General features: G+C 73.3%; 18 protein-coding genes. 8 read left to right on the top strand and 10 right to left on the bottom strand.

Annotated elements, in window-relative coordinates; genetic code table 11:
• Positions 1-51: 51 nt before the first annotated feature.
• Positions 52-2,334 (bottom strand): xyloglucanase, encoded by a 2,283-nt coding sequence (locus ACWY4P_RS10755; protein WP_456212878.1) that lies wholly within the window; start codon positions 2,332-2,334, stop codon positions 52-54.
• Positions 2,335-2,673: 339 nt separating this feature from the next.
• Between ACWY4P_RS10755 and ACWY4P_RS10750 the strand changes: the two genes are divergently transcribed.
• Positions 2,674-3,933, top strand: coding sequence for a glycoside hydrolase family 10 protein (locus ACWY4P_RS10750; RefSeq protein WP_456210128.1), 1,260 nt, complete (start codon positions 2,674-2,676; stop codon positions 3,931-3,933).
• A gap of 15 nt (positions 3,934-3,948) precedes the next feature.
• Here the strand turns inward: ACWY4P_RS10750 and ACWY4P_RS10745 are convergent, their stop codons facing one another.
• Positions 3,949-4,155 (bottom strand): DUF1918 domain-containing protein, encoded by a 207-nt coding sequence (locus tag ACWY4P_RS10745; RefSeq protein WP_014175108.1) that lies wholly within the window; start codon positions 4,153-4,155, stop codon positions 3,949-3,951.
• 54 nt (positions 4,156-4,209) lie between these two features.
• The gene (locus ACWY4P_RS10740) at positions 4,210-5,262 is read right to left on the bottom strand and encodes a DMT family transporter (RefSeq protein WP_456210126.1); all 1,053 of its coding nucleotides are present in this window, start codon (positions 5,260-5,262) and stop codon (positions 4,210-4,212) included.
• Between ACWY4P_RS10740 and ACWY4P_RS10735 the strand changes: the two genes are divergently transcribed.
• Positions 5,261-6,712, top strand: coding sequence for an aminotransferase-like domain-containing protein (locus tag ACWY4P_RS10735; RefSeq protein ID WP_456210124.1), 1,452 nt, complete (start codon positions 5,261-5,263; stop codon positions 6,710-6,712). The genes ACWY4P_RS10740 and ACWY4P_RS10735 overlap by 2 nt on opposite strands.
• A 78-nt stretch (positions 6,713-6,790) precedes the next feature.
• Positions 6,791-7,255, top strand: a complete 465-nt coding sequence (locus tag ACWY4P_RS10730) for a GNAT family N-acetyltransferase (protein ID WP_456210122.1) — start codon at positions 6,791-6,793, stop codon at positions 7,253-7,255.
• A gap of 21 nt (positions 7,256-7,276) precedes the next feature.
• Here the strand turns inward: ACWY4P_RS10730 and ACWY4P_RS10725 are convergent, their stop codons facing one another.
• The 4 genes from ACWY4P_RS10725 to ACWY4P_RS10710 all read right to left on the bottom strand — a co-directional run bounded on the left by ACWY4P_RS10725 (position 7,277) and on the right by ACWY4P_RS10710 (position 10,766).
• Positions 7,277-8,539, bottom strand: coding sequence for a cation:proton antiporter (locus ACWY4P_RS10725; protein WP_456210120.1), 1,263 nt, complete (start codon positions 8,537-8,539; stop codon positions 7,277-7,279).
• Between the two features lie 3 nt (positions 8,540-8,542).
• Positions 8,543-9,034 carry a cation:proton antiporter regulatory subunit gene (locus ACWY4P_RS10720; protein WP_456210118.1) on the bottom strand — a complete coding sequence of 164 codons (492 nt, stop codon included), beginning with the start codon at positions 9,032-9,034 and terminating at the stop codon, positions 8,543-8,545.
• A gap of 152 nt (positions 9,035-9,186) precedes the next feature.
• Entirely contained in the window at positions 9,187-9,798 is a 612-nt protein-coding gene (locus tag ACWY4P_RS10715) for a DJ-1/PfpI family protein (protein WP_456210116.1), read from the bottom strand.
• Positions 9,795-10,766 carry a GlxA family transcriptional regulator gene (locus ACWY4P_RS10710; protein ID WP_456210115.1) on the bottom strand — a complete coding sequence of 324 codons (972 nt, stop codon included), beginning with the start codon at positions 10,764-10,766 and terminating at the stop codon, positions 9,795-9,797. The genes ACWY4P_RS10715 and ACWY4P_RS10710 overlap by 4 nt, the downstream gene beginning before the upstream one ends.
• Positions 10,767-10,895: 129 nt before the next feature.
• On the opposite strand from ACWY4P_RS10710, the gene ACWY4P_RS10705 reads away from it, so the two are divergent.
• The 3 genes from ACWY4P_RS10705 (at position 10,896) to ACWY4P_RS10695 (ending at position 14,316) form a co-directional block, all read left to right on the top strand.
• Entirely contained in the window at positions 10,896-11,477 is a 582-nt protein-coding gene (locus ACWY4P_RS10705; protein ID WP_456210113.1) for a histidine phosphatase family protein, read from the top strand.
• A 141-nt stretch (positions 11,478-11,618) separates the two neighbouring features.
• Positions 11,619-13,703 (top strand): FUSC family protein, encoded by a 2,085-nt coding sequence (locus ACWY4P_RS10700; RefSeq protein WP_456210111.1) that lies wholly within the window; start codon positions 11,619-11,621, stop codon positions 13,701-13,703.
• A 25-nt stretch (positions 13,704-13,728) separates the two neighbouring features.
• A complete protein-coding gene (locus tag ACWY4P_RS10695; protein WP_456210109.1) occupies positions 13,729-14,316 on the top strand; it encodes an NADPH-dependent FMN reductase in 588 nt (195 codons plus the stop codon).
• Here ACWY4P_RS10695 and ACWY4P_RS10690 read toward each other — a convergent pair.
• Complete coding sequence (locus ACWY4P_RS10690) at positions 14,313-15,395, bottom strand: PLP-dependent cysteine synthase family protein (RefSeq protein WP_456210107.1); 1,083 nt, start codon at positions 15,393-15,395, stop codon at positions 14,313-14,315. The two genes, ACWY4P_RS10695 and ACWY4P_RS10690, sit on opposite strands and share 4 nt — an antisense overlap.
• A gap of 103 nt (positions 15,396-15,498) precedes the next feature.
• On the opposite strand from ACWY4P_RS10690, the gene ACWY4P_RS10685 reads away from it, so the two are divergent.
• A complete protein-coding gene (locus ACWY4P_RS10685) occupies positions 15,499-16,536 on the top strand; it encodes a hypothetical protein (RefSeq protein WP_456212877.1) in 1,038 nt (345 codons plus the stop codon).
• A gap of 15 nt (positions 16,537-16,551) precedes the next feature.
• On the opposite strand, the gene ACWY4P_RS10680 is transcribed toward ACWY4P_RS10685, so the two are convergent.
• Entirely contained in the window at positions 16,552-17,778 is a 1,227-nt protein-coding gene (locus ACWY4P_RS10680; protein WP_456210105.1) for a beta-ketoacyl-[acyl-carrier-protein] synthase family protein, read from the bottom strand.
• A 248-nt stretch (positions 17,779-18,026) separates the two neighbouring features.
• Positions 18,027-20,246, bottom strand: a complete 2,220-nt coding sequence (locus tag ACWY4P_RS10675) for an NADP-dependent isocitrate dehydrogenase (protein WP_456210104.1) — start codon at positions 20,244-20,246, stop codon at positions 18,027-18,029.
• Positions 20,247-20,388: 142 nt separating this feature from the next.
• Between ACWY4P_RS10675 and argC the strand changes: the two genes are divergently transcribed.
• On the top strand, positions 20,389-21,417 hold the full coding sequence (gene argC / locus ACWY4P_RS10670) for an N-acetyl-gamma-glutamyl-phosphate reductase (protein ID WP_456210103.1): 1,029 nt from the start codon (positions 20,389-20,391) through the stop codon (positions 21,415-21,417).
• Positions 21,418-21,455 lie beyond the last annotated feature (38 nt).

Below are 21,455 nucleotides of genomic sequence, written 5' to 3'. Positions count from 1 at the left end.
GCGGGCGGGTGGCGGTCTCCGTTGGAGTGGTCTGCGCCTGACGGCCTGCGGTTACGCCGAGTCGCCGCGCAGGATGCCGCGTCCGTTCGTGCTCACGTACACCCGCCCGTAGACCCGCGGGTCGCCGGTGATCGCGGCGCCCGTCCAGGCCCACTGGTGTGCGTTGTCGTTGATCCGCACCCAGCTCGCCCCGGCGTCCGTGGAGCGGAAGATCCCGCGGACGCCGCCGATCTTGGCGCTGGTGTAGAGCGTCTGGTACGAGGCGCCGGGGGCGGCCTTGCCGAAGCCGATGGTGTCGGCCTGCTGGACGTTCGACAGCTTGGTGAAGGTCGCGCCCGAGTCGGTGGAGTGCCACAGCCCGTACGTCCCGCTCGCGGTGCCGCCCGCGAGCCAGATGTCGCCCTCCGTGCCCGGCAGGGCCTTGAAGCGCACCGGGCCGTCGGTGGGCAGGCCGGTGGCGGCCTTGGCGGTGAAGGTGGCGCCGCCGTCGGTGCTGACGTAGAACTTTCCGGCCTTGAAGCCGTAGAACTTCTTCGGGTTCTTGCGGTCGGACTCGACGACCGCCCCGGCCGGGATGCCGCTGGAGGCGGTCCAGGAGTTGCCGAAGCCGGAGGTGTAGTAGACGGAGGAGGTGCCGTCGGGGCTCCAGACGAAGCCGCTGCCATCGGCCGCCGCGGCCACCGTGCCGCCGCCGGTGACGCCGGAGGGCTCGCTGCCCTGGAACCAGTTGGCGCCGTTGTCCGTGGAGAAGGCGATCCGGGGCGCGGCGTCGTTGTTGCCGACCCGCACCACCGTGTTCGGGTTGGTCTCGGCGTAGTCCAGGCTGGTGGTCGTGGTGAAACTCGGCGAGGTGAACATCGTCTTGGGCACCGCGTCGAGGTCGGTGTGGCGGAAGCCGCCGATGTCGCCCAGGGCGCTGAGCAGCGGGGCGCCGGACGGCGGGCTCGCCAGGTCGTTGACCGCGGTCTCCTCCAGGCCCTTGACCATCGGGGTGATCTTGATCTGGCCGCCGGAGTCCCAGGCGGAGAGGTTCTCGGTGCCGTAGACGGTGGCGCCCGTGCCGTACATCAGCCGGTTGGAGTCGAACGGGTCGATCTCCAGGGCCTCGGTCATCCAGCCCAGCTTCGGGGTGACCTCGGGCGGGGACGGGTTGGTGCCGAAGGTCAGCCAGGGAACGGACGAGACGTCCTGGGTGTAGCGGAAGGAGCGGTTGGGGTAGCTGGTGAAGTCCCAGGCGCGGGTCCAGGTCGCTCCGGAGTCGGTGGAGCGGAAGATCTGGGTGTCCGGCCACCAGGAGCTGTAGCCGGTCACCATCAGCGTGCCGGGCTTCTGCCGGTCCACCGTCAGCCCGCTGTAGCCGAAGTAGGTGTCGGCGTCCGTCATCGGGCTGATGTTCTTCCACTCCCCGGTGGCCGTGGCGTACCGCCACACCTGGCCCTTCTCTCCGTCGTACGGGCCGCCCTTGTCGCTGGTGGTGATGTAGAGGTAGCCGTTCTTGGCGTCCAGGACGCCCTTGTGGGAGAGGTAGCCGGTCGGCTGCCCGGCCACCCGCGACCAGGTGGCGCCGGCGTCGGTCGAGCGGTAGACGGTGTTCTGCTTGTCGGCCACGCCCACGTAGATGCTCTTGGACGCGGTGCCGGACGAGCCCGTGCGCTCGTCGAAGGTCACCCACACCACGCCCTGGTTGTCGCTCAGATAGCCGCTGGAGTCGCTCGGGTCCTGGGCGTAGTTGCCCGCGTTGGGGAAGGCCGTCACCTTCGACCAGGTGGCGCCGGAGTCGGTGGAGCGCCACAGGCCGTTGCCGCTCGGCGCGCCGAAGTACAGCACGCTGTTCTTGTTCGGGTCGATCGCCAGGCGCTCGCCCATGCCGCGGCCGGGCATATTGCCGCCGACCTTGAAGGGGAGCGTGGTGGTCTGCCAGGTGGCGCCGCGGTCGGAGGAGCGCAGGATCGCGCCGTTGGTCGGGTCCCAGCTGTTGGTGTACGTGCCGACGGCCGCGTACACCTTGTTCGGCTCGACCGGGTCGCTGGCCAGGCTCGCCACCCCGGACCAGCCCCAGCGGTCCCAGTCCACCCAGTCCAGCAGCGGCACCCACTGCTTGCCGGACTGGTCCCAGCGGTACGCCCCGCCGATGTCGGTGCGGGCGTAGGCGAGGTTCTTCTCCTTGCGGTTGAAGATGATGCCGGGGACGAAGCCGCCGCCGTCGACGCGGACGTTCTTCCAGGTGGCGGCCGCCAGGCCGGCGGTGGGCTTGCTCGGGGTGTCGTCGGGGCGGGCGGCGGCGGGGGCGGCGGCCGCGGTCAGTAATCCGCCGACGAGCGCCAGCGCGGCCATGAGCGCGCCGAGTGGTCCGCTTCTGCCGTTCGAACGGACGGGAATGCCATGGAAACGCACGGGAACTTCCTCTCCGGGCATCCGCCGCGGGGTGCGGCGGTACGGGGGCGGGTCTGTGCGGGTCTGTCCGTGTCCGGGATTGGGAGCGCTCCCATTGTGCGTGACACCGATGCTAGCGGCCGGATGACCGGGCGAGAAGAGTGACGTCAAGAGGGCGTGGCGGTTAAGAGCCAAGTCGTCCGGAAGGGTGGGAAGGATTGCCCCGCGCCCGTAAGACCCGCATCATCGGCGGGAGTTAGCCACGATCGGAAGCCGGACCAGGAACAGCGAGGAGCGAGGATGGGGCAGATCACGCGCAGGGGCCTGACGGCCGCGGCCGCGGGGGCGCTGGCCGCGGCCGTCACGGCGGGTTCCACGGCGGGCACGGCGGCGGCATACGGGCGCGAGGAGCAGGGGAGCGGCGGGCATCCCGGGCGTCAGTTCCGCGGGATGTGGCTGGCCACCGTCGCCAACCGGGACTGGCCCTCCAAGCCCGGCCTCACCGCCGCCGAGCAGCGCGCCGAACTGCTCGCCTTCCTGGACACCGCGGTCGCCCGCCGACTGAACGCGGTGGTCTTCCAGGTCCGGCCGACCGCCGACGCGCTGTGGCCCTCCCGGTACGAGCCGTGGGCCGAGTACCTCACCGGAGTCCAGGGCCGCGACCCGGGCTGGGATCCGCTGGGCACCGCCGTGCGCGAGGCCCACCGGCGCGGCCTCGAACTGCACGCCTGGTTCAATCCGTACCGCGTCGCCAACCACACCGACCCCACCCGGCTGGCCCCCACGCACCCCGCGCGGCTGCACCCGGAGTGGGTGGTGCCCTACGGCGGCAAGCTCTACTACAACCCAGGCCTGCCCGAGGTCCGCCGCTTCGTCCAGGACGCGATGCTGGACGCGGTGGCGCGCTACGACGTCGACGCCGTCCACTGGGACGACTACTTCTACCCCTATCCGGTGGCGGGCCAGGTCTTCGACGACGACGCGGCGTACGAGCGCTACGGCGCGGGGTACCCGGACCGGGCCGCGTGGCGGCGGGACAACATCGACCGTCTGGTGCGCGAGACCGCCGGGCGGATCAAGCGGCTGAACCGGCGGGTGCGGTTCGGGATCAGCCCCTTCGCCGTCTGGCGCAACCAGGCCACCGACCCGCTGGGCTCCGACACCCGGGCCGGGGTGCAGACCTACGACGACCTGTACGCGGACACGCGGAAGTGGGTCCGCGAGGCGTGGATCGACTACATCGTGCCGCAGGTGTACTGGAACATCGGCTTCGCCGCCGCCGACTACGCCAAGCTGGTGCCCTGGTGGGCGGACGTGGTGCGCGGCACCGGTGTGGACCTCTACATCGGCGAGGCGCTCTACAAGGCCGGGGACCCGGCGCAGCCCGCGCCCTGGCAGGACCCGGCGGAGCTGTCCCGGCATCTCACCTTCGACCGGGACTATCCGCAGGTGCGGGGCAACGTGTATTTCTCCGCGAAGGAAGTGGCCGCCGACCGCAACGGCGCCATGGCGCGCGTGGTCGCCGACCACTACCCATATCGCGTGCGTCCGCCCCGCTGAGCCGCCCGGCCGGCGCTATGGCCGCGGGCGTCCGGTGGGCAGGTGACGCACGACCGAATCCGGGCCGGGGGAGACCAGGCACTCGTGGCCGTCGTCCTCGTAGCGGACGCGGTACGGCGGGGTCCCGTGGTCCCCGAGTACCTCGATGATCTCCGCGGTCCGGTCGTGAATTCCGACAACCCTGCCGTGTACCAGCAGCTTGTCGCCTACGGTCGCCTCCATACGCGTGACCTCCTGTCCGGTGCCCCGGAGGGTATTGCGGTCCCTGAGGCCAGTTTATGGCCGCTCCTCCGGGTTTGCCCCTGCCGGGTCTGTGCTTACTGGTGCCCGCTTCGCGCCGGTCGATGCCCGCTGCGTCACGCCGATGCAGACCAGCACGGCCACGGCGGCCGCGGGCGCGACCCAGGTCAGGTGTTCGCCCAGGAGGAGTACGGACCAGACCAGGGTGAGCAGGGGCTGGGCCAGCTGGAGTTGGCTGGCCCTGGCCACGCCGATGGCGGCCATCCCGCGGTACCAGACCACGAGCCCCAGGAACTGGGAGCCCAGGGCCAGCCACAGCACCCCGGCGACGGCGTGCGCCCCGAGGTGCACGGGCTCGGCGGCCAGGGCGACCGCCGCGCCCGGCACCGACAGCGGCAGACAGGCCACCAGCGCCCAGCCGATCACCTGCCAGCCCGGCATGTGGCCCGCCAGCCGGGCGCCCTCCCCGTAGCCCGCCGCGCACACCAGCAGCGCGCCGAACAGATAGAGATCGCCACCGGTCGGTGCGCCCCCGCTCTGCTCCAGCGCGAAGGCGACGATCACCGCCGCGCCGGCGAGGGCCGCGGCCCAGAACATGCGGCTGGGCCGGGCCCCGGTGCGCAATGCCGAGTATGCGGCCGTGGTCAGCGGCAGCAGGCCGACGACCACGGCGGCGTGCGAGGTGGTGGAGGTCCGCAGCGCGAGCGTGGACAGCAGGGGGAAGCCCACGACCACCCCGGCCGCCACCACCAGCAGCCCGGGCCAGTGACGGCGGACGGGCGGCGGGACGCGCAGGGCGGCCAGCGCGCCGCCCGCCACCAGCCCGGCCAGGGCGAGCCGGCAGGCGACCAGGGACCAGGGGCCCAGGCCCTCGAGACCCCAGGCGGTGGCGGGGAAGGTCAGGGAGAACGCGGCCACGCCCAGCGCGGCCAGAACGGTGCCGAGGGTGCCACCCCGGCGTCCGCCGGGGCGGGGCGGGGCCGGCGCGGGGCGGGGGCGGGCCAGCGGGGCTCGGGCGGTGGTGCGCGGCTCGGTGCCACCGCTCACCGCTATCGTCTCGCTCGCGATAGCGCTATCTTGGGCTCTCATGCAAGAGCGTAGCAGCGTCGCGGAACTGGCCGATCTCCTCCGCAAGGAGCTGAACCGCTACTCTCCCGGTGAGAAGCTGCCGTCCAGCCGGGCCCTGGTGGACCGCTACCGGGTGAGCCCGGTGACCGTCTCCCGCGCGCTCGCCACACTCCGTGCCCAGGGGCTCGTGGTCACCCGCCCCGGCGCCGGGGTATTCCGGGCCGCCCGGCCACGGGCCGAGGAGGCGCCGCGCCCGGGCGACACCTCCTGGCAGGAGGTGGCCCTCAGCGTCGAGACGTCCGGCGAGTCGGTCCCGCGCTCCGTCGACGCCTCCGGGGTGCTGGCCACCCTGGCCGTCCCGCCGCCCGGCGCCCTCGAACTGCACGGCGGCTATCTGCACCCGTCGCTCCAGCCGGAGCGGGCGCTGGCCGCCGCCCTCGCCCGCGCCGGGCGGCGGCCCGGGGCATGGGACCGCCCCCCGATCGAGGGGCTGGCCGAGCTGCGCGCGTGGTTCGCGGCCGAGATCGGCGGCCGGGCGGGGGCCCTCGCCCCCTCCGAGGTGCTGATCACCGCGGGCGGCCAGAGCGCGCTGACCACCGCGCTGCGCGCCCTCGCGCCGCCCGGCGCGCCCGTGCTCGTCGAGTCCCCCACCTACCCCGGGGCGCTGGCCGCCGCCCGCGCCTTCGGGCTGCGCCCGGTCCCGGTCCCGGTGGACGCCGACGGGGTCCGCACCGATCTGCTCGAACAGGCGCTCCGCACGAGCGGGGCGCGGGTCTTCCTCTGCCAGCCGCTCTTCCAGAACCCGACCGGCGCGGTGCTCTCCGCCGAGCGCCGCCGCGAGGTGCTGCGGGTGGCCCGGGAGGCGGGCGCGTTCGTGATCGAGGACGACTTCGCCCGGCGCCTCGCCCACGAGGACGCGGGGCCGCTGCCCGCGACCCTCGCCGCCGACGACCCCGACGGCGTGGTCGTCCACGTCTGCTCGCTCACCAAGATCACCTCGGCCAGCCTGCGGGTGGGCGCGCTCACCGCCCGCGGCCCCGCGCTGGAGCGGCTGCGCGCCATCCAGGTCGTCGACAGCTTCTTCGTGCCGCGCCCACTACAGGAGGCGGCGCTCGAACTCGTCGGCTCTCCCGCCTGGACCCGCCATCTGCGCACCGTCGCCGCCGAGTTGCGCGTCCGCCGCGAGACCCTGGCCACGGGCGTGCGGCGGGACCTCCCCGAACTCGCCCTGCGCCAGGTCCCGTCCGGCGGCTTCCACCTGTGGCCGCGGCTGCCCGACGGCACCGACGAGGCCGCGCTGACGGCCGCCGCCCTGCGCGCCGGGGTCGCCGTCACGCCCGGCCGCCCGTACTTCTGCGCCGAACCGCCCGCCCCGCACCTGCGGCTGGGCTTCGCCTCGGCGGCGGGCTTCGCCGAGCTGGCGGAGGGGCTGCGCCGGCTGCGCACCGCCTGCGACGAGGTGCTCGGCTGACGGCCCACCGCGCGCACCGGATGCCGTACGTGCCGTAAACCCCTCGACGCGGCCCCTGTGACCTGCGAGTCTCGCGCCATGAGCGATGCGAACGGCCGGTCGGCGACCGACGGCTACGAGATATCCACCGACCCCTCCCGTCTCGATGCGGCCCGTATCCACCACTGGCTGTCCACCGACGCGTACTGGGCGCTGGGCCGTACCCGCGAGAAGCAGGACCGGGCCATCGCGGGCTCGCTCAACTTCGGCGCGTACGAGACCGCCTCGGGCGCCCAGGTCGCGTACGCCCGGGTCATCACCGACCACGCCACCTTCGCCTGGCTGTGCGATGTCTACGTCGACCGGTCCGCGCGCGGGACGGGCCTCGGTACCGCGCTCATCACGGCCGTCCGCGACCACCTGGAGCCCTTCGGGCTGCGGCGCATCCTGCTCGCCACGTTCGACGCCCACGGCGTCTACGAGAAGGTCGGCTTCTCGCTCGTGGACGACCCGGAGCACTGGATGACCCTGCGCTTTCCCGGCGGGGGCGCGCCGGGGAGGTGACCCGGCCTGGCCACGGGCCGGTCAGTGGCCGCCGTGCTGGTCCACCGCCTCCCGCGGCTCCTCGACGGCCTCGCCGGTCTCGCCGGTCTCGGCCATCTCGGCGCGGGCGGTCGGCTCGGCGGCCGTGCGGTGGCCCGTCAGCCGCATGGCGAGGGGCTGGGTGTAGCGGGCGGTGAGGGGGCCGAGGATCACCAGGATCAGTACGTACGCCGTGGCCAGCGGCCCCAGCTCCGGTTCGATGCCGGCCGTGACGGCGAGTCCGGCGATGACGATGGAGAACTCGCCCCGGGCGACCAGGGTGCCGCCCGCGCGCCAGCGGCCCTTGGCGGAGATCCCGGCGCGCCTCGCCGCCCAGTAGCCGGTGGCGATCTTCGTGCAGGCGGTGACGGCGGCCAGCGCGAGGGCGGGCAGCAGGACCGGCGGGATGCTCGCGGGGTCGGTGTGCAGGCCGAAGAAGACGAAGAACACGGCCGCGAACAGATCCCGGAGCGGGCTGAGCAGATTGTGCGCGCCCTCGGCCACCTCCCCGGACAGCGCGATGCCCACCAGGAACGCGCCCACGGCCGCCGACACCTGTAGCTGCTGGGCGATCCCGGCGACCAGCAGGGTCAGGCCCAGCACCACCAGCAGCAGCTTCTCGGGGTCGTCGCTGGAGACGAAGCGCGAGATGACCCGGCCGTAGCGCACGGCGAGGAAGAGCACCAGACCGGCCATGCCGAGCGCGATGGCCAAGGTCAGGCTGCCCGCCGCCAGGCTCACCCCCGCCAGCAGAGCGGTGATGATCGGCAGATAGACGGCCATCGCCAGATCCTCGAGGACCAGGATGGACAGGATGACCGGGGTCTCGCGGTTGCCGAGGCGGCCCAGGTCGCCCAGGACCTTGGCGATGACGCCGGACGAGGAGATCCAGGTGACCCCGGCCAGCACCACCGCGGCCACCGGGCCCCAGCCCAGCAGCAGCGCCATGGCGGCGCCCGGCAGGGCGTTGAGCGCGGCGTCGACCAGCCCGGCCGGGTACTGGGTCTTGAGATTGCTGACCAGATCGCTGGCGGTGTACTCGAGCCCGAGCATGAGCAGCAGCAGGATCACGCCGATCTCGGCGCCGATCGCCACGAACTCCTCACTGGCCCCCAGCGGCAGCAGACCACCCTCGCCGAAGGCGAGACCGGCCAGCAGATACAGCGGGATCGGGGAGAACTGAAAACGTCCGGCCAGCCGGCCCAGCAGCCCCAGGCCCAGGATGACCGCGCCGAACTCGATCAGGAAAAGAGCGGAGGAGTGCACGGTTCACTCCCGCCCGAGTATCGCCGCGGCCGTCTCCACGCCCTCGCGGGTGCCGATCAGGATCAGGGTGTCGCCGCCGGCCAGCCGGAAGTCCGGCGCCGGGGAGGGGATCGCTTCCGCGCGGCGCAGCACCGCCACGATCGAGGCGCCGGTCTCGGTCCGCATCCGCGTCTCGCCCAGCACCCGCCCGTTCCAGTACGAGACCGACGACAGCTCGACGCGCTCGGCCACCAGCCCCAGCTCGGTGGTGGACAACAGCGCCGGGCTGTGGTGTGACGGCATCAGCGCGCCGATGACCGCCTCCGCCTCCTTCGCCGTCAGCCGCACCGACAGCGCGCACTCGTCGGGATCGTCCTCGCGGTATCCGCTCAGGGTCCGTCCGCCGTCGCGATGCGCGACCACCGACAGACGGCGCTGCTCGCGCGTGGTCAGGTCGTAACGGACACCGATCCCGGGCAACGGCGTACTGCTGATCCGCGGAGCGCCCACGGCCATCCTTCCGTCGTACGTGCCACTTACCGGTGGACGTACGGCAGCCGGTGCCGGCCGGTGACGTCCCCCTCACACCCTAACGAATGGCAAAGACTTGGTAATGAGGGGGGCGTGCTGCCGCATGCCCATGGTTGCGGCGTGCTCCCTGCCGGTGCTCAGAGGGCAGACCCGAGCGGCTCGTCGGCGAGGTAGGGCGGCGCCGGCTCGTACTGGATGTAGCGGCGGACCGCGCGCGCGTGGTCCCGGCCGTGGAGGCGGCCGACGAGCCACAGCGCCATGTCGATCCCGGCCGAGACGCCCTGGCTGGTGACCAGATCGCCGTCGACCACATAACGGGCGTCGCGCACCACGGTGACCTCGCCGCGGGCCTCCAACGCGTCCTCGAAGCCGTGGTGGGTGGCCACCCGGCGACCGCGCGCCGGGCCCGCCTCGTGCAGCAGCAGCGCCCCGGTGCAGACGCTGGTGATCCACTCGGCGTGTGCGGAGGTCTTGCGGATCCAGTCGATGACCGCCGGGTTGGACACCTCGTGGCGCGTGCCGTTGCCCCCGGGCACCAGCAGGACGTCCAGCGGCGGATGGTCGTCCAGCGTGTGGTCCGGCAGCACCCGCATGCCCTTGTTGCAGCGGACGGCGTCGGGCCGTTCGGCGACGAGCAGCGCGGTGTCGGCGTGGTCGCGCAGCATCGACGAGGCGGTGAACACCTCCCAGGGGCCGACGAAGTCGAGCTCCTCGGCCCCGTCGAACACCAGCAGGCCGTATGTGGTCATGCGTACTCCCTCGTGGATCGGAAACGGTCCCGGTACTCGGACGGCGTGACGCCCACATGGCGGTGAAAGGCGCGGCGCAGGGTTTCGGCGGTGCCGAAGCCGTACCGCCGGGCGATGGCCTCGACCGGGACATCGCCCTCGACGAGCGCGCGCTGCGCCGCCTCGACACGCACCCGCTCCACATAGACCGCGGGCGGCATGCCGAGCTCGGCGGTGAACCTGCGCTGGAGGTGGCGCGTGCTCAGCCCGGCAGACCCGGCCAGATCCGCGACCGTGTGCCGGGCACCCGGGTCGGCGTGGATCGCCGACACCGCGGCGTGGATCGAGTCGGTGGCCGGCTGCGCCGCCCACAGCCCCACGCTGAACTGGGACTGACTGCCGGGACGGCGCAGGAACAACACCAGATGCCGGGCCACGGTGTGGGCCGCCTCCCGCCCCAGATCCGCCTCCACCAGGGCGAGCGCGAGATCCATCCCGGCGGTCACGCCCGCCGAGGTCCACACCCGGCCGTCCCGGATGAAGATGGGGTCGCAGTCGACCCGCACGTGGGGGTGCTCCCGGGCCAGTTGCTCCGCGCGGCCCCAGTGGGTGGTGACCCTCAGCCCGTCGACGAGCCCGGCGGCGGCCAGCAGGAACACCCCGCTGCAGACCGAGGTGATCCGCCGGGCGCCGGCCGCGGCCGCCGCGATCCAGCCGATCAGCTCCGGATCGTGGCGGGCCCGGTCCACCCCTGCGCCGCCCGCCACCACCAGGGTGTCGATCCCGCCGGGGTCGAGATCGGCCACCCCGTGCGCGGCGTGCACCGGCAGGCCGCTGGACGACCGCACGGGGCCCGGGCGGGGAGCCACGATCCGGCAGGCGTAGCCGCCCGCGAGCCGGTCCGCGTGCTGGAACACCTCGAGCGGACCGGCCAGGTCGAGCGACTGGAACTCCTCGTGGATCACGAAGACGACGTGTCGCTGGTTCACCCCTCCACCCTGCGGTCTGTCCCGGATGGCGGCAAGGACACACACCCCACACATCGCGCCACCATTCCCACACCGCGGAACGGACGCCGACGGCCGACGGCCGCGATCCGTGCGCCTTAGCATGCCCGGATGAACTTCCGGCTCACCCTGATCGCCTCCGCCCGCAGGTCCTCCCGGCTCGCCGAACGCTTCGACGACGACCGGCCGCTCGACCCGGCGGGCTGGCGCGAGGTCGAGCGCGTGGCGCCCACCCTGCTTCCACTGGGCTCCGCGGAGCTGCGCTACTGCTCGCCGTCGGCGCGCAGCCGGGAGACCGGAGACATCCTCGGCTTCATGCCGCTCGCCCAAACCTCGCTGCGCGACTGCGACATGGGCAGCTGGCGCGGCCGCACCCTCCAGGAGGTGAAGGCGCGCGAGCCCGGGGCGGTCGACGCCTGGTTCGCCGACCCGGGCAGTGCGCCGCACGGCGGGGAGTCGCTGTCCGCGTTCGTCAACCGCGTGGGCAGATGGCTGGACAACCGGCCCGCCGAAAGCGACGGCCGGATGCTCGCCGTCGCCGACGCGGGCGTGATCCGCGCCGCCGTGACGCATGCGATGAAGGCGCCGGCGCACTGCTACTGGAACGTCGACGTACTCCCGCTGTCCACCGTCACACTGACCGGCGGGGCCGGGAACTGGCGGCTGTGCGTGGACCGCGAAGCGCAACTGTAGAAGCGCGGTGGCAGCCGCGCCGCACGGTCTACACAGTGGAAACGTCGCGGTTACGGGATGTCGGCATGGGGCGCGTACGTTCGAGGTACACGTCCTCGACGAAGAGGGAACCCACCCCGCCGTACCGCCCGGAGGACACCGTTGCGCGCATCGCACCCCTCGCCCGCGCCACCCAGCTGGCTCACCCACCCGTTGCACGGCGCGCGGGGGCTGCGCGGGCCCGTGCCCTGGGCGGCGGTGGCGCGCGGCGCGCTCGGCGTGGGGCCGGTGCTGGCGGCCGGAGTGGCCGCGGGGCAGACCTCCGCCGGGGTGACCGCGGGCCTCGGCGCGATGTTCGCGCACATCAACGACCGGCCCGCCACCCGCGCCACCCGCCTGGTGCGCATCGGCCTGCCCGCCCTGGCCGGGGCCGCGGGCATGCTCACCGGGGCGTGGCTGGGCACGCTGGGGCTCGGCGCCTGGATAGCGCCGGCGCTGGCGGCGGTCGGCCTGGTGTCCGGCGCGATCAGCGCGATCGGGCCGGTCTGCTCCTCGGCCGGGGTCCAGCTGATGGTGGTGTGCGTGGTCGGAACCGGCATGCCCGCCCCCGAGCCCCCGCCGGTCCGGGCCGGTCTGCTGCTCGCCGGCGCCGTGTGGGTACTGGCCATGGCGTGGCTGCTGCCTATTTTTCAGGGCTCGGTTCGTCCCCGGGGTGCTACAGCCCCTGTCGACGGTCGACCACGCGGCGGTAGCCGGCTGTATCGATATGCGGCTCCGCCGCGTGGCGATCGCAGCCGCTGGGAGGTGCCCCCTCGCCGCCCAGCCGGCCTGCCCGATGAGCGGCGCGCGGTGGCCGCCGTTTACGACGCGCTCGCCGACCTGATGGCGGCGGTCGGCACCGAGCGCGGCCAGGCGGCCCGGCGCCGGCTGACCGCCGCGTACGACGCCGCCTACGAATCGCTCTACGGACACCGGATCCCGCTCCACCGCCCCGACGCCGGCCTGCGGCGGTTGCGCGATCTGCTGGCGGTGGCCGGGGCGCTGAGCGAGACCGCGGTGACGCTGCTGTGGGAGGGCGAACCGCTGCCCACCCGGGTGGCGCGAACCCCCGCGCTGCTGGCCCGCTCGGTGCGGACCGGCCGGCCGCCGGGCCCCCTCGCCGCGCCCGCGCCGCACACCGCCGGCGGCCTGGCCGCACACCGCGCGGTGCTGCTTGCCGCCCGCGTCTTCGACGGCGAACCCGCCCCGGCGGTCGGCGCGGTCGGGCCCGGCCCCCGGCAGCGGCTGCGCCGGGTGCTCGGCCCGGCGGGCCGGGAGTACGCGGCCCGGGTGGCGCTGTGCGTGGGCGTCGCCACCGCGCTGGCCACGTCACTGCCGGGCGACCACTGGTACTGGCTCCCCGCCACCGCCGCCTTCCTGGTCAAGCCCGACATGGGCCCCCTGGTGTCGCGGGCCGTCTCCCGGGCGCTGGGCACCGCCGTCGGCGTGGCCGTCTTCGCCGGGCTCGCCGCGCTGCTCGGCCCGCTCGCCGGGGCGGACGGGGTATGGCCGGTGGCCGTCGCCGCGGTGTGCTCGGCGCTGATCCCGGTGTCCGTACGCCACTTCGCGCTCCAGACGGCGGTGCTCACGCCCCTGCTGCTGTCCCTGGTGTACCTCGGCGGCGACCGCGGCGCGGAGTACGCGCGGCTCGCGGACACGCTGCTGGCCTGCGCGGTGGTGCTGGCCTCCGGGGCGCTGCCGGGCCTCGGCGGCCCGCGCGCCCAGGTGTCCGTGCGGCTGTCGCTCGCGGTCCGCGCCACCCGCGACCACCTGGACCGGGTGCTGGCCGCGGACGCGCCCTACGCGCTACGGCTCCGGCTGCGCCGCGAGGCGTACCGCGCGCTGGCCGACGCCCGCCGCGCGGTGGAGGTGGCCGGGGCCGAACACCCGCCGTTCGGTCGCGATCTGGCGGCGTGGGCCCCGGTGGTCGCGGCGCTCGAGGAGATCGTGGACGCGGCGACGGCGTGCGGGGTCCGGCTGGACCACGGCGCGCCGCCCCCGGACGCGGCCCTGGCGGACCGGCTGCGGGCCGGCCTGTCGGACCTGGCCGACGCGGTCGCCGCCCGCCGCCCGCCCGCCGACCTGCCGCTGCCCGCCGGGGCATCGGTCACCGTCCCCCAGCTACCGCTGGGCGGTGCCCCCTGCGCGACACTCGCCGATGTCACCGCCGGCCTGCACCGCGCCCGGCACCTCGCCGGGTCCCGCTAGAAGCCACGCGCCTAGCATCTCGACCATGAACCGGACGGCGAATCTCGTACTCATCAGCGGAAGTCTGCGCGAAGGATCCACCAACACGGCGGTGGTGCGCACCCTGCCCGGGCTCCTCGGCGACCGGGCCCACTCGGTGGAGTACCGCGGCATGGCGGCGCTGCCGCACTTCAACCCGGACGACGACGTAGAGCCGCTGCCCGCGGAGGTGACCCGGCTGCGCCGGGCGGTCGCCGAAGCCGACGCGGTGCTGTTCTGCACGCCCGAATACGCGGGGGACCTGCCCGGCTCGTTCAAGAACCTGCTGGACTGGACGGTCGGCGGGACGGAGATCGTGGACAAGCCGGTGGGCTGGATCAACGCCTCCTCATCCCCCACCGGGGCCGAGGGTGCCCACCGCGCCCTGCGCACGGTCCTCGGGTACACGGGGGCGCGGCTGGTCGAGGAGGCGTGTGTGCGGGTGCCGGTGCCCCGGACCGCCGTCGACGCCGAGACCGGTACCGTCACGGACCCCGGGGTGCGCGAGGCCATCGCCGAGGTCGCTCGTGCGCTCGTCGGCCATGTGGCCGCCGGCCGAGGGCCCTTGGGCACGGACCGCGCCGCTACGCCCTAGCCGGCGTCCCATTCCCCTGTCGTGGCGAACCGCTCGACGGCGGCCGCGTACGGCCCGGGGTCGAGCCCCCGCGCGCGTACCCACTCCGGGTCCAGGTGGGTGTTCCGGTACGGCTCGGCGTGGTCGCCGACGACGCTGACCACGCTGCCCCGCGCCCCCGCCTCGCGCATCCGCGACACGAGGTGGCACACGCCCCACAGGCCGGTGCCGGCCGCCGGGCCGACCGGGACGCCGGCCGTGTCGTGAAGCCACCGCAGGGCCGCGATGGACGCGGCGTCCGGGACCGGGATCACCAAGTCGATCACGGTCGGCAGAAAGCCGGGCTCGGTCCGGGGGCGGCCGATGCCGGGGATGCGGGAGGGCATGCCGGTCGCGTAGTCGCGGCAGCCGCTCGCCCACGCGGGAAAGTAGGCCGAGTTCTCCGGGTCCACCACGGCCAGCCGGGTGGGGTGGCCGTGGTGTCGCAGATGGCGGCCGATCGAGGCCGAGGTGGCGCCGGTTCCGGCGCCCGTCACGAGCCACGCGGGCACCGGGTGCGGCTCCGCGCGCAGCTGCTCGAAGATCTCGTCGGCGATCGTCGGCTCGCCGCATCCGGCCAGGGCCGGTTCGGCGTCGGTGAAGTGGTCCAGGAAGTGGCCGCCGAGCCGCTCGGCCAGCGCGCGGGCCTCCTTCTGCACCGCGGCCGGCGGCTGCTCGCCCACCTGCCACCGACCGCCCTCCCGCTCGATGCGGGCCAGGGTGTCCGCCGGGGTCTTCGCCGGTACGACGGCGAGGAACGAAAGGTCCAGCAGGCGCGCGAAACGGGCCCCCGCGACGGCGACCGCGCCGCCGGTGGCGGACACCACCGTGGTGTCCGCCGTGATCCGGCCGCTCGCGATCGCCTGGCAGAACATGGCCCGTACCAGGCGGTGCTTCACGCTGCCGGTGGGGTGCGCGGACTCGTCCTTGAGATAGACCTCGACGTCCCGCAGCGCGGGCAGGGGGAGCGGCCGGAGCGGGGTCGGGCCGTGCGCGCGGCCTTCCGCGTGGAGGCGCCGGATGGCTTCTGAAGCCCAGGCGTTGGGGTGCTCCGAGGTCATGGGCACTGACCTTACCCAGGGGGCCCGGCGCGCTGTCGGTGCCGTATGGCATCGTCGAGGGCGTCAAGTGCTGTGCGTAACGGGGAGTTCGGACGTGACGGTGATGCTGGAAGGCGAGCGGCTGGCCGAGGTGGCGCGGCGGCTCAGGGACGCCGACACCGGAGGGTGGCGGGAGCCCGCGCTGCGGGCGGTGGTCTCGTCGCTCGGGTGGGAGTGGCGCGTGGCCGCGGGGGACGCGGGCGTGGCGTGGCTGCGGCCGACGGGACAGTACGAGTCGCCGTTCGTCCATGACGGGGAGGAGTTCGTCGGGCTCCATGTGCCGGTCGAGCTGGTGGCGGGCGGGGCCGCGGCCAAGGCGGACAGCTTCCGCAGGGCGGCGGAGACGCTGACGGAGGCGTTCGGGCGCGCGTCCATCATGGGGGCGTACGGGGACCTCGGGCCGTTCTACGAGTCCACGCCGCTGTGGGGGAGCCCCTTCCTGCGGTGGCGCGGAAAGCCCGACACCTTGGAGCTGCGCGCGGGGGAGCGGGGGCCGGAGCTGCTGCTCCAGCCGACCGACCCCGCGGAAAACTGGTTCTGGCGGCAGGGCCACGGCGAGGACTTCGCGCTCGGCGGCTTCTTCGGCTCCCTCCCGGTCTCGGCCAACGGGGGCCTGGGCTACCCCGGTTACTGGAGCACGGACGACTGGGACGTCTACACCACCGCGCTGAGCGACTTCCTGGGCTCGCTCCCGGCCGAGACCCGCGCCCTGGGCACCGGGCTGGACTTCGGCATCCACGCGCTGGTGCCGGGCACCTTCGGGCCGGTCGTCTTCCATATCCTCTGCGGCGACCGGCTGGAGATCGTCTACAACACGGAGGAGCTGGAAGGCGCGGGCTCTGGCACCGACCCGGCCTCCTTGGGCTGGATCCCGGAGGCCACCACGCCCGCGGAGCTCTCCCACTGGGTCGACTGGACGCACCACTCCGGCGTCTTCGGCCCGGACGACATCGACGGCCGCCGGCTGGCCAGGTTGCTCGTCGACACCCTCCGCGGCCTGGGGGTGGCGTCGCCGAAGGATCTGAGCCTCTCGGACCACGCCCAGACCGTGGACGACTACCAGGTGAACTTCTACGGGCTGACGCTGCGGGAAAACCCTTAGCAGCCCGGACACGGCCTATGGCGCGGCGGTGAACACGAGCGAGGTGTTGTGGCCGCCGAATCCGAAGGAGTTGGTCAGCGCGGCGGCCGGCGCCGCGCCTCGCCGGGGCTGCCCGGTGACCACGTCGAGCTTCACCCGTGGGTCGAGGACGTCGACGTTCTGGGTCGCGGGGATCACCCCGTCGCGCACCGCGAGGATCGCGGCGAGCGCGCCGACCGCTCCCGCCGCGCCGAAGAGGTGGCCGGTCATGGACTTGGTCGCGGTCACGGACGGATGGACGCCGATGGCCTCGGCGATCGACTCGGCCTCGGCGAGATCGCCCATGGGCGTGGAGGTCGCATGGGCGTGGATGTGCTCGATCGCGAGCGGGGTCAGTCCCGCCGCGGCCAGGGCCAGGCGCATGGCGCGGACCTGACCCTCCGGGTGGGCGGCGGTGATGTGGTGGGCGTCCGAGGTGACCCCGGCCCCGGCGAGCGTCGCATGGGCGCGGGCCGCCCGGGCGGCGGCGAACTCGGCGCGCTCCAGGACGACCACGGCCGCCCCCTCGCCGATGACGAAGCCGTCGCGGTCGACGTCGAAGGGCCGGGACGCCCGCTCGGGCTCGTCGTTGCGCGTGGAGTGGGCTCTGGCCTGGGCGAACCCGGCCAGCACGAGAGGGTTCACGCAGGCCTCGGTGCCGCCCGCGACGACCACGTCGGCCCGGCCGAGGCGGATCAGGTCTAAGCCCAGCGCGATCGCCTCGGCTCCCGAGGCGCAGGCGCTGACCGGGGCATGGGCGCCGCCGCGCGCGCCGAGTTCGATGCTGACCAAGGCGGCGGGGCCGTTCGCCATCAGCATGGGGACGGAGTGCGGGGACATCCGCCGCATCCCGGAGGACTCCATGATGTCGTTCTGACGGAGCATGGTCAGTGTGCCCCCGGTGCCCGTGCCGATGGCCACGGCCACCCGCTCCGGATCGACGTCGGGGGCGCCCGCGTCGGCCCATGCCTCACGGGCCGCGATGAGCGCGATCTGCTGGCAGCGGTCCATGCGCCGGGCCTGCACCCGGTCCAGGACCTCGGACGGCTCGACCGCCAGCCGGCCCGCGATCCGCACGGGTGCCTCGGCCGCCCACTCCTCCTCGATTCTGCTGATCCCGGATTTTCCCGTCAGCATCCCGGACCACGTCGAGGCCACATCCCCGCCGAGCGGCGTGGTGGCCCCGAGACCGGTGACCACCACCTGGTCGGTGTCAGCGCGCATCGAAACTACCCCCGTGTAGTGGACACACAACTCCCGCATAAAGTGCGGGAGGAGATCGTCTTGTCGGCCACTCTGTCAGGGGGATTCCGCTCGAGCGGATGTTGTGGTCCCAGCAGTCCGGCGTCAGGATTTTGTAGGCATCGGCTATTGATCGACGGATCGGTGACCGGGGGACCGCGGAGCGTGAAAAGAAAACCGCCCCGGCCGGACAAGTGTCCAGCCGGGGCGGGAAGGGGCAGGCCGCGGTATCAGCCGAGGGTGGCGAGGGCCTGGTTGAAGGTCGCCGACGGACGCATCACGGCGGCGGCCTTGGCTGGGTCGGGCTGGTAGTAGCCGCCGATCTCGGCCGGCTCGCCCTGGACGGCGATGAGCTCGTCGACGATCGTCTGCTCCTGGGCGGTGAGCGTCTCGGCGAGCGGGCCGAAGGCCTTGGCCAGGTCCGCGTCGTCGGTCTGCCTGGCCAGCTCCTGCGCCCAGTACAGCGCCAGGTAGAAGTGGCTGCCGCGGTTGTCGATGCCGCCGACCCGGCGGCTGGGCGACTTGTCCTCGTTGAGGAAGGTGGCGGTGGCCCGGTCGAGGGTGTCGGCGAGCACCTGCGCGCGCGCGTTGCCGGTGGTCTTCGCGTACTGCTCGAGGGAGGGCACCAGCGCGAAGAACTCGCCCAGCGAGTCCCAGCGCAGGTAGTTCTCCTTGACCAGCTGCTGGACGTGCTTCGGCGCGGAGCCGCCGGCGCCCGTCTCGAAGAGGCCGCCGCCCGCCATCAGCGGGACGACCGAGAGCATCTTGGCGCTGGTGCCCAGCTCCAGGATCGGGAACAGGTCGGTCAGGTAGTCACGCAGCACATTGCCGGTGACCGAGATGGTGTTCTCGCCGCGGCGGATCCGCTCCAGGGAGAACGTGATCGCGTCGACCGGAGCCTTGATCTCGATCCGCAGGCCCTCGGTGTCGTGCTCGGGCAGGTACGCCTTGACCTTCTCGATCAGCTGAGCGTCGTGGGCGCGGTTCTCGTCGAGCCAGAAGACGGCCGGGTCGCCGCTGGCGCGGGCGCGGGTGACGGCGAGCTTGACCCAGTCGCGGATCGGCAGGTCCTTGGTCTGGCACATGCGGAAGATGTCACCGGCGCCGACGACCTGCTCCAGGACCACGTTGCCGGTCTCGTCGAGGACGCGGACGGTGCCCGTGACGGGGATCTCGAAGGTCTTGTCGTGGCTGCCGTACTCCTCGGCCTTCTGCGCCATCAGCCCGACGTTCGGGACCGAGCCCATGGAGGCGGGGTCGAGGGCGCCGTTGGCCCGGCAGTCGTCGATGACGGCCTGGTAGATGCCGGCGTAGCTGCTGTCGGGGAGGACGGCGAGGGTGTCGTCCTCCTGGCCGTCGGGGCCCCACATGTGGCCGGAGGTGCGGATCATGGCCGGCATGGAGGCGTCGACGATGACGTCGGAGGGGACGTGCAGGTTGGTGATGCCGCGGTCGGAGTCGACCATCGCCAGCCGGGGGCCCTCGGCCAGCTCGGCCTCGAAGGACTCCTTGATCCTGGCGCCCTCGGGCAGCGACTCCACGCCCTTGAGGATGCCGCCGAGCCCGTCGTTGGGGGTCAGGCCGGCCGCGGCGAACACCTCGCCGTACTCGGCGAAGGTCTTCGGGAAGAAGGCCCGCACCGCGTGGCCGAAGACGATCGGGTCGGAGACCTTCATCATCGTGGCCTTCAGGTGCAGCGAGAACAGCACGTCCTCGGCCTTGGCGCGGGCCACCTGAGCCGTGAGGAACTCACGCAGCGCGGCCACCCGCATCACGGACGTGTCCACGACCTCGTCCGCCAGCACCGGTACGGACTCACGCAGGACGGTGGTGGAGCCGTCGTCGCCCGCCAGCTCGATGCGCAGCGAGCCGGCCTCGGAGATCACCGCGGACTTCTCGGTGGAGCGGAAGTCGTCGACACCCATGGTGGTGACGTTGGTCTTCGACTCGGAGGACCAGGCGCCCATACGGTGCGGGTGCGTCTTGGCGTAGTTCTTGACCGAGGCGGGGGCGCGGCGGTCGGAGTTGCCCTCGCGCAGCACCGGGTTGACGGCGGAGCCCTTGACCTTGTCGTAGCGGGCGCGGATCTCGCGCTCCTCGTCGGTCTTCGGGTCGTCCGGGTAGTCCGGCAGCGTGTAGCCCTGCTGCTGCAGCTCGGTGACCGCGGCCTTCAGCTGCGGGATCGAGGCCGAGATGTTCGGCAGCTTGATGATGTTGGCCTCGGGCGTCTTGGCCAGCTCGCCGAGCTCGGCGAGGGCGTCGGGGATCCGCAGGCCCTCCTCCAGGTACTCGGGGAAGACGGCGATGATGCGCCCGGCCAGCGAGATGTCACGGGTCTCCACAGCCACACCGGCGGACGACGCATAGGCCTGGACCACCGGCAAGAACGAATACGTCGCCAGGGCCGGGGCCTCGTCGGTGTGCGTATAGATGATGGTCGAGTCAGTCACCGGGTGCTCCGCTCCACGTCTGCAACATTGCTCGACATCAAGATATCTCGTCATCGGCCCCCTCTCGAATGGACCCTCGAAAAGGCTCATTGCATAAAGCTTCGGTCGACCGTATAGTCATGCCATCGAGAGGGAGGTATCGATGGCGGTACGTGCGGCGGTGGCCGGAGCGAGCGGATACGCGGGCGGCGAGGTGCTGCGCCTGCTGCTCGCCCACCCCCGGGTGGAGATCGGCACCCTGACCGGAAACTCCAACGCCGGCCAGCGCCTCGGAGCCCTGCAGCCACACCTCCTGCCGCTGGCCGACCGGGTGCTCGAGCCCACCAGCCCCGAGGCCCTGGCCGGGCACGACGTGGTGTTCCTCGCGCTGCCGCACGGCCAGTCCGCCGCCGTCGCGGAGCAGCTCGGGGACGAGGTCCTGATCATCGACTGCGGGGCCGACTTCCGGCTCGAGGACGCGGCGGACTGGGAGAAGTTCTACGGTTCGCCGCACGCGGGCACCTGGCCCTACGGCCTCCCCGAACTACCCGGGGCCCGCGATGCGCTGGAGGGGTCCAAGCGCGTCGCGGTCCCAGGCTGCTACCCGACCGCCGTCTCGCTCGCGCTGTTCCCGGCGTACGCGGCGGGGCTGGTCGAGCGCGAGGCCGTGATCGTCGCCGCCTCCGGCACCTCGGGCGCGGGCAAGGCACCCAAGCCGCATCTGCTGGGCAGCGAGGTGATGGGCGCCATGAGCCCGTACGGCGTCGGCGGCGGCCACCGGCACACGCCCGAGATGATCCAGAACCTCTCGGCGGCGGCCGGGGAGCCGGTCTTGGTCTCCTTCACCCCGACCCTCGCCCCCATGCCCCGCGGCATCCTCGCCACCTGTAGCGCCAAGGCCCGGCCCGGGGTGACGGCCGAGTCCGTCCGGACCGCCTACGAGAAGGCGCTCCAGGACGAGCCGTTCGTCCACCTCCTCCCCGAGGGGCAGTGGCCGTCCACCGCCGCCGTGTACGGCTCGAACGCCGCGCTGATCCAGGTCGCCCACGACGCGGCGGCGGGCCGCGTCATCGCCATCAGCGCCATCGACAACCTCACCAAGGGCACCGCCGGCGGCGCGGTCCAGAGCATGAACGTCGCGCTCGGCCTCCCGGAGGAGCTGGGGCTTTCCACAACCGGCGTAGCACCGTGACCAGCGCGTACCACATCACCCACCCCCATGGCGGGGCG

The organism is Streptomyces sp. LZ34 (assembly GCF_053890475.1).
This window is presented reverse-complemented; position numbering and strand designations above follow the sequence as displayed.

Bases quoted from the DNA above. Each gene is read 5' to 3' on its own strand.
- ACWY4P_RS10720 (WP_456210118.1), bottom strand. From the start codon at position 9,034: ATGGCCGTGGGCGCTCCGCGGATCAGCAGTACGCCGTTGCCCGGGATC.
- argC (WP_456210103.1), top strand. From the start codon at position 20,389: ATGGCGGTACGTGCGGCGGTGGCCGGAGCGAGCGGATACGCGGGCGGC.
- ACWY4P_RS10715 (WP_456210116.1), bottom strand. From the start codon at position 9,798: ATGACCACATACGGCCTGCTGGTGTTCGACGGGGCCGAGGAGCTCGAC.
- ACWY4P_RS10695 (WP_456210109.1), top strand. From the start codon at position 13,729: ATGAACCGGACGGCGAATCTCGTACTCATCAGCGGAAGTCTGCGCGAA.
- ACWY4P_RS10745 (WP_014175108.1), bottom strand. From the start codon at position 4,155: ATGGAGGCGACCGTAGGCGACAAGCTGCTGGTACACGGCAGGGTTGTC.
- ACWY4P_RS10690 (WP_456210107.1), bottom strand. From the start codon at position 15,395: ATGACCTCGGAGCACCCCAACGCCTGGGCTTCAGAAGCCATCCGGCGC.
- ACWY4P_RS10740 (WP_456210126.1), bottom strand. From the start codon at position 5,262: ATGAGAGCCCAAGATAGCGCTATCGCGAGCGAGACGATAGCGGTGAGC.
- ACWY4P_RS10705 (WP_456210113.1), top strand. From the start codon at position 10,896: ATGAACTTCCGGCTCACCCTGATCGCCTCCGCCCGCAGGTCCTCCCGG.
- ACWY4P_RS10680 (WP_456210105.1), bottom strand. From the start codon at position 17,778: ATGCGCGCTGACACCGACCAGGTGGTGGTCACCGGTCTCGGGGCCACC.
- ACWY4P_RS10735 (WP_456210124.1), top strand. From the start codon at position 5,261: ATGCAAGAGCGTAGCAGCGTCGCGGAACTGGCCGATCTCCTCCGCAAG.
- ACWY4P_RS10730 (WP_456210122.1), top strand. From the start codon at position 6,791: ATGAGCGATGCGAACGGCCGGTCGGCGACCGACGGCTACGAGATATCC.
- ACWY4P_RS10755 (WP_456212878.1), bottom strand. From the start codon at position 2,334: ATGGCCGCGCTGGCGCTCGTCGGCGGATTACTGACCGCGGCCGCCGCC.
- ACWY4P_RS10750 (WP_456210128.1), top strand. From the start codon at position 2,674: ATGGGGCAGATCACGCGCAGGGGCCTGACGGCCGCGGCCGCGGGGGCG.
- ACWY4P_RS10685 (WP_456212877.1), top strand. From the start codon at position 15,499: ATGCTGGAAGGCGAGCGGCTGGCCGAGGTGGCGCGGCGGCTCAGGGAC.